The sequence below is a fragment of the Thalassospira sp. MCCC 1A03138 genome (genome assembly GCF_002115785.1).
Taxonomy (GTDB): Bacteria; Pseudomonadota; Alphaproteobacteria; order Rhodospirillales; family Thalassospiraceae; genus Thalassospira.
Genome location: NZ_JFJY01000010.1, coordinates 41,092 through 53,659, shown reverse-complemented (window position 1 = coordinate 53,659; position 12,568 = coordinate 41,092). Strand labels below are relative to the sequence as shown.

Here is a 12,568-nt window from a genome sequence, read left to right as displayed (position 1 = left end):
GACATTTATTTCAAGCATAAAATATTTGGGTTTGAAATATCTCCATTTTTCCCTAAACTCAAGAAACAGATACCAAGACACCTGCGACTGGATGCTTCAACCAGAACTCGTCGCGATCACCATCCTTGAACCGCCTATCTATGACTTTCTGCTAGGGCATAAAGTGAAAAAAACAATTATTTTCATAATATTAGGAATGATCTTAGGGCTACTTCTTGGCTCATCCATAGGAATAGTTGGCTTTGGTATAGCGGTTAACGGCGCAATTCCGTGCGCGCTCATAGGCGCTTTGATAGGTGGATTAGCCGCACCAAAACTATCCAAATAAGGGAGGATTGATCTGGTGTTTTCTGCAGACAGGGTAGGAGGATGGAAAAATCACTATGATCGCATGCTGAGATGGCAAAGGCGTGCGATAGACGCAGGAAAAGACCTACCTCGCACTGACTTCAACGATACCCTAGACATAGCGCTTGCGTATTTTATCTGGAGCCACTCTTTGCGGGATTGGATCATCAAAGACGGTGCTATTACATCCGCAGAGATAGACAATAATCTAAGCCGATATCCAGTATGGCAGATAGTGCGAGATGTCGCCAATCGCTCTAAGCATCTAAAACTAACGCAAAACCCTAAAGATGCTGATTGGTTTGTCCGGCGAGAATACGATTCATTTTCCATCGTCCTAGAAGGGCGAGAGCGCCATCATATTAATTTGTTTTTCGATGGGAAAAAACATCGATTGACCGATGTGATACTCGAATCATCCGAAATGTGGAAAGAGATATTACTCAACCAAAAAATGCTTGGATGAGAGAAAACCCCACCCAAAGAACCGTTTGTTATCAAGTAACAAATGAAAATTCACTCCAAAAACAAGGGAGCGATAAAAACAATGATCACCAACTGGGACGACGCATACGCCAATGGCGACCATATCAGGGGTGCGGCGGAATTTCCCGGCATGTGGGCCAAACTGGCCGCGGCCTTCCGCGATGAAATGGCGGCATCAGGCCGGGCGGAACTCGATATTGCCTATGGCAATGCCGCGCGCGAAAGATACGACCTGTTCCGGCCCGAAGGCACCCCAAAGGGCGTGGTTGTTTTCGTGCATGGCGGCTATTGGAAGGCGTTTGATAAATCGACATGGTCGCATCTGGCACGCGGGGCTGTGGCGCGCGGCTGGGCGGTCTGTCTGCCAAGCTATATTTTGGCCCCCGACGCCCGCCTGTCGGAAATCACCCGCCAGATCGGGGCGGCGATTGATCATGTTGCCAATCGTATTTCTGGCCCGATCCATCTGACCGGCCATTCGGCGGGCGGCCATCTGGTTAGCCGGATGAACTGCGTCTCCTCGCCCCTTTCACCGGCAACGCAGGCACGCATCAAAAACACTGTTTCGATCAGCGGCCTGCACGATCTGCGCCCGCTTTTGAAAACCGCGATGAATGATGTGCTGAAACTCGACGAAGACGAGGCGGTTTCCGAAAGTGCCGCACTGACCCGTCCGCATCTGCCATGCTCCATCACCTGCTGGGTGGGCGCGGATGAACGGCCGGAATTTGTCCGCCAGAACGATCTTCTTGCCAATATCTGGACCGGACTAGGTGCTGCGACCCGCGCGGTTGAGGCCCCCGGCAAACACCATTTCGACGTGATCGCCGATCTGGCCGATCCGGACTCTGATCTGGTCGCCTGCCTGCTGCATCCGATTGAGCCGGAGGACGCATAATGTCCACACTGTCCCCCGTCAGTCTTACAACCGAAAACGACATTGCGATCATCACGATTGATCACCCACCGATCAACGCGACCAGCCATGCCGTCCGTCTGGGAATTTGGGATGCGCTGGATCAGGTCAACCGCGATGACGCGATCCGTGCCGCGATCCTGACCTGCGCCGGGTCAACCTTTATCGCCGGGGCCGATGTTACCGAATTTGGCAAACCGCCGCTGGACCCGATCCTGCCCGACCTGATCCTCAAACTCGAACAATCAAACAAGCCGCTGATTGCCGCCATTCATGGCAATGCACTTGGCGGCGGGCTTGAAGTTGCGCTGGGTTGCCATTACCGCATCGCCACAGCCACCGCCAAACTCGGCCTGCCCGAAGTTAATCTTGGCCTGATCCCCGGTGCCGGTGGGACCGTGCGCTTGCCCCGCCTGATCGCAGTTGAAAATGCAATTGCCATGATCACCGGCGGCAAGCCGGTCAATGCCACCACCGCCCATGATTTCGGCCTGATCGACGAAATTGCGGATATCGGAAATGGTGATTTGCGGGTTGCCGCCTGCGCAATGGCCGAACGGATCAAAAGTGATCCCTGCCCGACCGCCCTGATTGACCGCGCTCCGGTCAATGCCCCGGATGCCGATGCTTGGGATGCAACCCTTGCCGGGATCGGCAAAAAGGCCCGTGGACAGGATGCCCCGGTGATTGCCGCCCAGACCATTCGGGCCGCTGTCACCGGCGACGCCAGAACCGCCCTGGGTCTTGAACGCGAAAACTTCGTTCGCCTTCGCGACAGCGACCAGTCAAAGGCACTGCGTCACATTTTCTTTGCCGAACGATCGGTTGCCAAGCTGCCCGAACTGGCCGGGGTCGATCCCCGCCCCCTTCACGAAATCGGCGTCATTGGCGGCGGCATCATGGGGGCCGGTATTGCCACCGCCGCCCTTCTGGCCGGCTATGCCGTGGTGATGATCGAACGCGATGACGATGCCTGTGAACGCGGCATTACCAATGTCCGCCATCATCTCGGCGGGTCGCTCAAACGCGGCATCATCACCCAGTCCCGCCATGATCAGCTTCTGGGCGACCTCGTCAGCAGCACGGATTACGCAGCGCTCGCCAATTGCGATCTGGTGATCGAGGCCGTGTTCGAGGACATGGGCGTCAAGCATGACGTGTTTGCCAAACTCTCCGCCCATTGCAAATCCGATGCGGTGCTGGCATCCAACACCTCCTATCTCGACATCGATGCGATTGCGACGGCCTGCACCCATCCCGAACGGGTGATCGGCCTGCATTTCTTCTCCCCGGCGCATGTGATGAAATTGCTCGAAGTCGTCCGCACCCGGTTGGCCAGCCCCGCAACACTGGCAACGGCCCTTGCCTTCGCCAGACGGCTGGGCAAGATCGCGGTCCCTTGCGGGGTGTGTGATGGCTTCATCGGCAACCGGATCATGTCGGCCTATCGCAAACATTGCGAATACATGCTCGAAGACGGATCTCTCCCGTCTGACATTGACCGCGCCATGACCAATTTCGGTTTCCCGATGGGCCTGTTTGCCATGCAGGACATGGCTGGGCTTGAAATCTCATGGGCCACGCGCAAACGCCTGGCACCCACCCGCGACCCGAATGAACGATATGTCGCGCTTGGGGATTACCTCTGTGAAATGGGCCGTTTCGGGCGCAAGAATGGCCTTGGGTGGTATCGCTATGATGAACATGGCAAAGCTTTCCCTGATCCTGTTGTCGATGAACTGGTCATCGCTGAATCGGCGAAAAAGGGCATCAAACGCCGCCCGTTTTCCGATGCCGAAATCATCGAAACCATCCTGTCTGCCATGCAGGCAGAAGGCGAAAAAATCCTTACTGAGGGCATCGCGCACAGCCCGGACGCCATCGATGTCGTGATGGTCAACGGCTACGGCTTCCCCCGCCACAAGGGCGGCCCGATGCACCTTAAAAAGACCGCCTGAACACCTGAAATCCGGGGCTTTCACGGCCCCGGAAAGGTGCCCGACCCCGGCCCTCCTCCAACATCATCCAGCCCCGCGACCCGGCACAAACCGGGCGCAACTCGGGCGCAACTCGGGCATAAAGCCCCCCAAATGACGCTCAACTGGCGCTCAAACAGCCCGCAAACCGGGCGCAACTCTCCCGCTTGGCCACCTTTGACTGCTTTTGACTGCCGTTTGTCCCCCGTTTGACCGCCAGCAAGACGGCCAAAATCGCCGCCCGTGGCCATAATACCGACCCGACGAGCCGCCATCTGGCTACCCGCCGCACACCACATTCCGCCAAAACAAAAACGCCCGCCGGGAAATTCCCGACGGGCGCAATTCTGGTGTTGACTTGGTTCTTGTATCAAATCAAAAAGAACAAATCAAGAACTTTTTGATAGGATCGGCGATTTTTTTCGCTTACCCGACCAGAACTTCCTTGCCACTCGCAAGCGATTCAAGCGCCGCATCGGCCAGAAGCAACGCTTTCAGGCCATCCGCACCGCTGGGATAATTGGTGGTTTTACCCGCCACCACATCACAGAAAGTCGTCAGTTCGATCCGATAGGCATCGGCATAACGCGACATAAAGAAATCCATCAACGGTTCGGCGGTATAGCCCGCCCCGTTCGCCACCGTCACCGACGTGGTGCGATGGTTTCCGGCCTCGACCAAGCCTTTTGAGCCATGGACTTCGATGCGCTGATCATAACCATATGTTGCACGACGCGAATTGGTGATCACCGCCATCCGGCCGCTTTTGGTCCGAAGGGTTGCCGCAGCACTATCGACATCACCGGTCGCCTTGATCGCCGGATCGGTCAGGACCGCACCGGTCGCATAGACCGACACGATTTCTTCGCCCAGAAGGAAGCGCGCCATATCAAGGTCATGGATCATCATATCGCGGAAAAGCCCGCCCGACCGTTTGATATAATCAACCGGCGGCGCGGACGGATCACGCGACGTGATCTGCACCATTTCAACATCGCCAATCGCGCCCGCGTCAATTTCGGCCCGAAGACGGGCAAAACTGGGGTCAAAACGACGGTTGAAACCAACCATCAGAACCGCACCGGTTTCCTCGACCACTTTCAGGCAATCGCGCACCCGCCCGGCATCCAGATCGACCGGTTTTTCACAGAAAATCGCCTTGCCGGCCCGCGCGGCCAGTTCGATCTGATCGGCATGAAGGTCGGTTGGGGTCGCAATGATAACGGCGTGAATATTGCCATCCGCCATGATTTCCTCGACCGTCGCACGGGTGGCCCCGGTAAGGGCAATCGCGTTTTCCGCTGCGGCATCGACCGGGTCGAAAACCTTGGCGATTTTGGCATTTGGCAGGGCCTGAACGGCTTTGGCGTGGGTGATGCCGATACGGCCAGCACCAAGAAGTCCGATATTAAGCATGTTTGACATCCTGAAAGGACAAATGTTGCGAAGACGGGAATACGGAAAACGGGTTTATTTGCTGTCGCGCTGGAAAATCCAGTCGTGATCGGGATGGTTCTGGAACCGCCATTTGCGCATCGGTCCAGCCATGACATTCAGGTAATACATCTCATAGCCATAAGGACTGCCGCACGGGTGATGCCCCTTGGGCACCAGAACCACATCGCCATCCGAAACCGCCATGGTTTCATCAAGCTCCCCATCCTCGGTAAACACCCGCTGGAAACCAAAGCCCTGCCTGGGATTAAGCCGGTGATAATAGGTTTCCTCAAGATAGGTCATGTCGGGATAATTATCCTCGTCATGGCGGTGCGGCGGATAGCTTGACCAGTTGCCCGACGGGGTGAAAACCTCGGTCACAAGCAGGCTGTCGGCAATATCCTTTTCCTCCATCGCAATCGGATGGATGTATCGCGTATTGCCCCCCTTGCCGCGTTCGACCAGCTCGATATCGCTGATCACGCGCGCCGGGTAATTGCCCTTGCCCGGTGCGGTACAGACCGCAAGCGTGCAATCGGTCGTGGCCTTGGCCGTCCAGTTGGCATCATTGGGCGCATAAACACAGGCCGGGGGAATGCGTTCAAACACACTCATGCGTTTGCCCAGTTCCCCGAAATTCTGATCGCCCACCGCAATTTCCGCCTTGCCTTCGACAAGGACAAGGATCACTTCCCGGTCGCCCGTCGGCTCGGCTGCCGTTTCACCGGCTTTCAGGTGATAAAGCCCGAACCCGACATAGCCCCAATTGGCACTTTGGGCGGTAATGTCATGGACCTTTCCACGGGTCCCCGACGGTTTTCTCAGCAGATCGGCCATCAGGCTTCTCCCTTATCCAGTCCGGTTTTCTGCGCCATCGCGCGAAGGGCCTTGAGCCCCATCGACTGATACTTGAACGGGTTGCGCACGACCGGGTCCTGTTCGGCCTCGATCACCAGCCAGCCGGAATAATCATGTTCGGCCGCGATCTTCAGAACCGGTTCAAAATCAACAATGCCTTCCTCGTCACCAGGCACGGTAAACACCCCGCGCCGCACCCCTTCAAGGAAGCTCAGATGCTGATTGCGGACCTGCTCGGCGATTTTCGGACGCACATTCTTGCAATGGATATGGGCGACGCGTCCCATATAACGGCTTGCCAGTTCTTCGGGATTTGCCCCGCCAAACCACGCGTGTCCTGTATCCAGCAACAGGTGCGTTTTCGGGCCGGTATGGGCCATGAACTGATGAATTTCATCGGCCGTTTCAACAATCGTGCCCATATGGTGATGATACACCAATGTCACACCCTGTTCGGCGCAATAGGCGGCAATCGCCTCAACATCCGCGCCAAATTTCGCCCATTTGTCCGTCGGCAAAACCGGGCTATCAGACAGGGCCGCATCGTCATTGCCGTGGATCGCGTTGCTGGTTTCACACACGATGCACACCTTGCATCCCATGGCTTTCAGCAAATCCAGATGCGGCTGGATCGCCTTTTTCTCGTCCTCGACCGAATGGGTCAGAAGATTAAGCGAATGCCAGCCCGACACGAATTTAAGCCCGTTGGGGTCAAGCTTGGCCTTCAGTGCCGCCGGTTCGGTCGGCATCTTGTGGCCTTTTTCAATCCCGTCAAAACCGATTTCGCCTGCTTCGGACAAACAGGTTTCAAGGCTGATTTCAGCACCCAGCGTCTGATCATCGTCATTGGACCAGGCAATCGGGTTGGTACCGTAAAGGATCATTTTCTCAATCTCCGGGGCGCTGTTGTTTAAGCGCAGCTTCGTAATTTTTGCGTGCTTCATTCACCGTTGGCCGCACCGAAACTTCCGGCACGGCAACATCCCACCAATGGCCACCGGCATCGGTGCTTGGCAGGGGATCGGTATCAATGACAATGGCATAGGAACGGTCCGCCTTGCGGGCACGTTCCATCGCCGCTTCCAGTTCGCTGATCGACGATACCTTTTCGGCAATCGCCCCCATCGATCCGGCATGGGCGGTGAAATCAATCGCCGACGGCACCACATGGCGCGCGGTATCCAGAAGGTTGTTGAAACTCTCCCCGCCGGTTGCCATTTGCAGCCGGTTGATACAGCCAAAGCCACGGTTATCAAGGATCACGGTGATGATCTTGTGGCCCAGCATCACACTGGTCGCCAGTTCGGAATTCATCATCATGTATGACCCGTCACCGACCATCACCACGACCTCGCGGTCGGGCTGTGCCATCTTGACACCCAACCCACCGGCAATTTCATATCCCATGCAGGAAAAGCCGTATTCAACGTGATAACCGTTGGGTTTTGCCGCCTTCCAAAGCTTGTGCAACTCGCCGGGCAGACCACCCGCCGCGCAGACCACAATCGCATCGTCATCGACACTGCGCTGAACCGCACCAATCACCTGCGCGTCGGTCGGAAGGGCATTGCCCGTCGGCATTGCCGTCACCTTGTCCACCGCCGCAATCCAGTCGGATTTAAGGTTGGCATCAATCGCCGGTGCCCGGTAATCGCCCAGCATCCCGCCGATTTCGGCCAAGGTCACCTTGGCATCGCCCGTTACCGCAATCGCATTGTGTTTGGTCGCGTCATAGGCCGCGACATTGATCGACAGGATGCGCCGCTCCGGATGCTTGAACAGCGCCCAGCTGCCGGTGGTGAAATCCTGCAACCGTGTGCCGATGGCAATGATCAGGTCGGCATTTTCGGCAATCGCATTGGCACTGCTTGCCCCCGTGACACCAATGGAACCAAGGTTAAGATCATCATCCCACGGCATGGACGATTTACCCGCCTGCGTTTCCCCGACCGGGATATTGTGGCGATGGGCGAACTCGGCCAGGGCATCGCACGCCCCCGCATAATGTACCCCGCCACCCGCAATGATCATCGGCTGTTTGGCCGCCTTGATCGCCGCCACCGCCGCCTCAAGCTGATCCAGATCTGCGCGCGGACGCTGGGATTTCCAGATTTTGGTCTCAAAGAAACTTTCGGGCCAATCAAACGCCTCGGCCTGCACATCCTGACAGAATGCCAATGTCACCGGGCCGCAATCGGCCGGATCGGTCAGGGTTGCCATCGCACGTGGCAGGGCGGTCAAAAGCTGCTCGGCGCGCATGATGCGATCAAAATAACGGCTGACCGGTTTGAAACAATCATTGGCCGAAATCGTGCCATCACCGAAATCCTCGACCTGCTGCAACACCGGATCAGGTGCCCGATTGGCAAACACGTCACCGGGCACAAACAGAACCGGCAGGCGGTTGACATGCGCAAGAGCCGCAGCCGTCACCATATTGGTCGCACCCGGCCCGATCGATGTCGTGACCGTCATGGCGCGCTTGCGGTTTGATGCCTTGGCATAGGCAATGGCGGCATGGGCCATGCCCTGCTCGTTATGGCCGCGCCAGGTCGGGAAATCATCACCGATGCCGTGCAATGCCTCGCCCATTCCGGCAACATTGCCATGACCGAAAATCGCCCAGCACCCGCCGAAAAACGGTACACCGTCTTCGTTCTGCTGTTTGCTTAAATACCGCACCATCGCTTGGGCGGCGGTTAATCGAACGGTTTTCATGCCGCTCCTCCCGATTTTTTGCGCGCCGCGTCCCATGTGGTGCAAAGCGCGCGATATTTTTCCGCCATCTGTGTAACGGCTGTTTGATCGTCAATGTTACCCGCAAGCCAGTCGCGCGCAACCCCGGCAAAGATCGTCCGCCCGACGGCAAAGCCCTTGACCATGTCATGCTTGGCGGCAACTTCGAAACTTGCCACCAGTTCGGCTTCGGGCGCTTCAAGACCCAGAACGACGATACCCCGGCAATAAGGATCATGGCGCGAAATCATGTCACAGGCATGACGCCATGCCGCGTTCGACTTCATCGGTTCCAGCTTCCACCAATCGGGATAAACCCCGATTTCATAAAACCGCTCGATGATCTTTGCCGTCGTCTGATCATTACATGCCGCCACCTTTGACGGGATGATTTCCAAAAGGAATTCAAGCCGGTTGGCCCGTGCCCCGTCTGCCAGTCGCTTGATGGTTTCTTCCTGATCGGCCTTCATCGCCGCGTCGTCATCGGGGTGATAGAAACACAGCACCTTCACCACATGCTCGACCGGCCATTCCGCAAGCTTGCTGCCAATATCAGGGCCAATTTCCAATCGTAACGGACGCGATCCCGGCAATTCAACCGGCCGCCCGATCCAAAGCCCGGTACCGGCTGCGGCATAAAGCGCATCACGGCCAAGGCGCGGTTCGCACAGGATGCCATAACCCGATTTGTCGCCCGCAACATCCCGCACGGAACGTAGGCAAAGCTCCTTGAACGGCCCGATCCGGTCGCGCGAAACGCCAACCTCATCGGCCAGGTCTTCAAGCTGCATCCGGTGATCAAATGCAAAAACCCGCATTTCCGGCCAGTCACCAATCCGGTTGGTCGACCAATGGATCTGCTCAAGCTCCGCATCATGACGCAATGCCGGGGTTTTGATCCCTCGCTTGAAAAAGAACTGCAATTCTTCCCAGCTTGGATAGGCCGGCGTGCAGCCATGCCGCGATACGGCAAACGCCCCGCAGGCATTGGCATATTTAAGCGACGTTTCCCAATCCTGATCGGTCAGCCAGCCCTTGAGCAGGCCGGACATGAACCCGTCGCCAGCGCCTAGAACGTTAAACACCTCGACCGGGAAACCGGGGCCGGAAATACCATCATCAAGCTTCGCGCCGATCTTGCCGGTAAAGGCAACCGCCCCCATCGGCCCGCGTTTGCACACCAGCGTCGCATGCGACGTAACCCGGACATTTTCAAGCGCCTCAAGGGTATCGGTCGTACCACCGGCAATGTGAAATTCTTCCTCGGTCCCGACAATCAAATCAAACAGATGCAGGGTCGATTGCAGTTCCTTGGTGACTTTGTCCGATGCAATGAACCGGTTTTCACCGTCCCCATGCCCCGACAATCCCCAAAGATTGGGCCGGTAATCGATATCAAGGGCCGTTTTGGCCCCGTTTTCCCGCGCCAGTTTCAACGCCCTCAGAACCGCGGCCCGCGTGCGCGGATGCGATAAATGCGTCCCCGTCACCGTGACGCACCGCGCATCGGCGATGAATTCGGGATCAATATCATCCTCGCACAACGCCATATCGGCACAGTTTTCGCGATAGAAAATCAACGGAAACTGTTCCTGATCGCGCACGCCCAAAAGGACCAGCGCCGTCAGGCGTTCGGGGTCGGTAATCACCCCGCGCACATCCACCCCTTCGGCCACAAGCTGTTCACGGATGAACCGACCCATATGCTCGTCCCCGACCCGCGTGATTAGCGCTGATTTCAGGCCAAGCCGCGCAGTACCGCACGCCATATTGGTGGGCGATCCGCCGATATATTTGCTAAAGGATGCCATATCCTCAAGGCGGCCGCCGATCTGCGCACCATAAAGATCGACCGATGATCTTCCGATGGTAATGACATCAAGCTTTTTCATCAGATCGTCCCCCCAAGCGATCCTTCAAGCTCGGCCAGTTCCTGACCACCTGCCATCAGATCCTGCAATTCTTCGGGTTTGATTTCGCCTCGCTTTGCCGTGCCATGCGTCTGCCCGCGGTTCAAAACAGTGAAACGGTCGCCTACCGCCATCGCATGGCGCACGTTATGGGTAATGAAAATCACCCCGATGCCCGATTTGCGCACACGGTCGATGGTCGCCAGCACATTGGATGTCTGCCGCACGCCAAGGGCCGATGTCGGCTCATCCAGAATAAGGACCTTGGCACCAAAATAGACCGCACGCGCAATCGCCACCGTCTGCCGCTCGCCCCCCGACAGGGTGCCGACCGCCTGTTCCGGCTCGCGCAGGTTAATTCCCATACGCGCCATTTCGTTCAGCGTGACGGAATTGGCATGATCGAAATCGATCCATTTGAACGGGCCGAAACTTTTGCGTGGCTCACGCCCCATCCAGAAATTGCGCGTCACCGACATCAACGGGATCATCGCCAGATCCTGATAAACCGTGGCTATACCGTTTTCCATGGCATCACGCGGGCTGTCAAATGTGATTTCCTTGCCGCTGACCTTCATCGTGCCCTTGGTCGGTTTATGGACCCCCGACATGGTTTTGATAAAGGTCGATTTGCCCGCACCATTATCGCCCAGAAGACAATGACATTCGCCTTCCATCACATCGAATGACACCCCGCCCAGCGCAATCACCGGACCAAAATGCTTTTCGATATTGTTCATTTCAATCAATGGCGTGCTCATCACCGTTCTCCCGTGATCATGCGGCGGATATAGGTGTTCATGATGACGGCAAGGATCAGGATACCGCCCAGGAACACACGGAACAGCGAACTTTCAGCCCCGGCAAAAAACAGCCCCTGCTGAACCACACCGAAAATCAGCGCGCCAAGTGCCGCCCCGATGACCGAACCATATCCCCCGGTCAAAAGCGCGCCACCGATCACCACACAGATGATCGCTTCAAATTCTTTCAAAAGCCCGCGGTCTGCCGCGGCCGAACCGAATTCCATCACCTGACAGGTGGCGAAAACCGTGGCACAGAACGCGGTAAACATGAACATCAGGATTTTGACCCGATTAACCGGAACGCCGACATAGCGTGCTGCCTGTGCATCCCCGCCGGATGCGAAAATCCAGTTCCCGAAACGGGTTTTGGTCAAAAGCCAGTGCCCGAAAATCACCAGAGCCAACGCCCAAACCATCAGCATCGGCAGGCCTTCGACAACCGGCTGACCGGCACGCGAACCGCGCGTAAAGGTATCAAGCAGCCCCAGATCGGCAAACCACTGGAACAGATCCTTGAAAATCACCCCGCCAAACAGAAACGCCAGCGGATCGCCCTCTGCGGCTTCCTTGACACCGCCAATAATTGTCTGGCGCGTGGTCAGGATAGATAGCCAGATGGTCAGACCGCGCAGGATATAAAGAAACGCCAGCGTGACGATAAAGCTTGGCAGTCCGGTCTTGATCACAAGGAACCCGTTTAGCGCGCCAAGGGCGACACAAACGACGAAGGCCGCAATGATCGACAGCCACACCGGCCATCCCATATGCACCGACAGAATGGCAATCACCACCCCGGCAAAGCCGATCATCGACCCGACCGACAGATCAAATTCGCCAGCAATCATCAAAAGACAGGCGCCAACGGCGATAATGGCAAACTGCGCAGAAACCACGCCCCAGTTCTGGACCCCTTCGGGCGAGAACATGCCGCTATCGCCCGCGATCATGAAGAAGAAAACAAAGACCAGGATCGTGCCGCAAATAGCACCCAGTTCCGGTCGGATCATGGCACGTCGAAGGGTTGAGACTTGCTTGAGCCGCTCGTCCGTCATGACATCACTCTTTTAATGGCAGGTGAGTTTTGCCAGGGGGCGG

At 56.7% G+C, this 12,568-nt stretch carries 10 protein-coding genes; 3 read left to right on the top strand and 7 right to left on the bottom strand.

Annotated features, from left to right (window positions below; genetic code table 11):
- Positions 1-343 precede the first annotated feature (343 nt).
- The 3 genes from TH468_RS18210 to TH468_RS18200 all read left to right on the top strand — a co-directional run bounded on the left by TH468_RS18210 (position 344) and on the right by TH468_RS18200 (position 3,708).
- Positions 344-814 carry a hypothetical protein gene (locus TH468_RS18210; protein WP_139834760.1) on the top strand — a complete coding sequence of 157 codons (471 nt, stop codon included), beginning with the start codon at positions 344-346 and terminating at the stop codon, positions 812-814.
- 81 nt (positions 815-895) lie between these two features.
- Positions 896-1,732 carry an alpha/beta hydrolase gene (locus TH468_RS18205; protein WP_085645976.1) on the top strand — a complete coding sequence of 279 codons (837 nt, stop codon included), beginning with the start codon at positions 896-898 and terminating at the stop codon, positions 1,730-1,732.
- Positions 1,732-3,708, top strand: coding sequence for a 3-hydroxyacyl-CoA dehydrogenase NAD-binding domain-containing protein (locus tag TH468_RS18200; RefSeq protein ID WP_085645975.1), 1,977 nt, complete (start codon positions 1,732-1,734; stop codon positions 3,706-3,708). The genes TH468_RS18205 and TH468_RS18200 overlap by 1 nt, the downstream gene beginning before the upstream one ends.
- Positions 3,709-4,152: 444 nt before the next feature.
- Here the strand turns inward: TH468_RS18200 and iolG are convergent, their stop codons facing one another.
- From iolG to TH468_RS18160, 7 genes are read right to left on the bottom strand one after another with little or no spacing between them, the layout of a single operon-like run.
- Complete coding sequence (gene iolG / locus TH468_RS18190; protein WP_085646036.1) at positions 4,153-5,142, bottom strand: inositol 2-dehydrogenase; 990 nt, start codon at positions 5,140-5,142, stop codon at positions 4,153-4,155.
- Positions 5,143-5,196: 54 nt separating this feature from the next.
- Positions 5,197-6,000, bottom strand: a complete 804-nt coding sequence (gene iolB, locus TH468_RS18185) for a 5-deoxy-glucuronate isomerase (RefSeq protein ID WP_085645973.1) — start codon at positions 5,998-6,000, stop codon at positions 5,197-5,199.
- Complete coding sequence (iolE, locus tag TH468_RS18180) at positions 6,000-6,905, bottom strand: myo-inosose-2 dehydratase (RefSeq protein ID WP_085645972.1); 906 nt, start codon at positions 6,903-6,905, stop codon at positions 6,000-6,002. The genes iolB and iolE overlap by 1 nt, the downstream gene beginning before the upstream one ends.
- 4 nt (positions 6,906-6,909) lie before the next feature.
- Positions 6,910-8,739: a 3D-(3,5/4)-trihydroxycyclohexane-1,2-dione acylhydrolase (decyclizing) gene (gene iolD / locus TH468_RS18175; protein ID WP_085645971.1), complete on the bottom strand. Its 1,830-nt coding sequence runs from the start codon at positions 8,737-8,739 to the stop codon at positions 6,910-6,912.
- The gene (gene iolC, locus TH468_RS18170) at positions 8,736-10,649 is read right to left on the bottom strand and encodes a 5-dehydro-2-deoxygluconokinase (RefSeq protein ID WP_085645970.1); all 1,914 of its coding nucleotides are present in this window, start codon (positions 10,647-10,649) and stop codon (positions 8,736-8,738) included. The genes iolD and iolC overlap by 4 nt, the downstream gene beginning before the upstream one ends.
- Entirely contained in the window at positions 10,649-11,428 is a 780-nt protein-coding gene (locus TH468_RS18165) for an ATP-binding cassette domain-containing protein (RefSeq protein WP_062953503.1), read from the bottom strand. The genes iolC and TH468_RS18165 overlap by 1 nt, the downstream gene beginning before the upstream one ends.
- Positions 11,428-12,525, bottom strand: a complete 1,098-nt coding sequence (locus TH468_RS18160; protein WP_085645969.1) for an ABC transporter permease — start codon at positions 12,523-12,525, stop codon at positions 11,428-11,430. The genes TH468_RS18165 and TH468_RS18160 overlap by 1 nt, the downstream gene beginning before the upstream one ends.
- Between the last annotated feature and the right edge of the window lie 43 nt (positions 12,526-12,568).

What these genes read in the sequence shown, in the direction of transcription:
- TH468_RS18165 (WP_062953503.1), bottom strand. Translation starts at nt 11,428, where the DNA reads ATGAGCACGCCATTGATTGAAATGAACAATATCGAAAAGCATTTTGGT.
- iolC (WP_085645970.1), bottom strand. Translation starts at nt 10,649, where the DNA reads ATGAAAAAGCTTGATGTCATTACCATCGGAAGATCATCGGTCGATCTT.
- TH468_RS18200 (WP_085645975.1), top strand. Translation starts at nt 1,732, where the DNA reads ATGTCCACACTGTCCCCCGTCAGTCTTACAACCGAAAACGACATTGCG.
- iolB (WP_085645973.1), bottom strand. Translation starts at nt 6,000, where the DNA reads ATGGCCGATCTGCTGAGAAAACCGTCGGGGACCCGTGGAAAGGTCCAT.
- iolD (WP_085645971.1), bottom strand. Translation starts at nt 8,739, where the DNA reads ATGAAAACCGTTCGATTAACCGCCGCCCAAGCGATGGTGCGGTATTTA.
- TH468_RS18160 (WP_085645969.1), bottom strand. Translation starts at nt 12,525, where the DNA reads ATGACGGACGAGCGGCTCAAGCAAGTCTCAACCCTTCGACGTGCCATG.
- iolG (WP_085646036.1), bottom strand. Translation starts at nt 5,142, where the DNA reads ATGCTTAATATCGGACTTCTTGGTGCTGGCCGTATCGGCATCACCCAC.
- TH468_RS18205 (WP_085645976.1), top strand. Translation starts at nt 896, where the DNA reads ATGATCACCAACTGGGACGACGCATACGCCAATGGCGACCATATCAGG.
- iolE (WP_085645972.1), bottom strand. Translation starts at nt 6,905, where the DNA reads ATGATCCTTTACGGTACCAACCCGATTGCCTGGTCCAATGACGATGAT.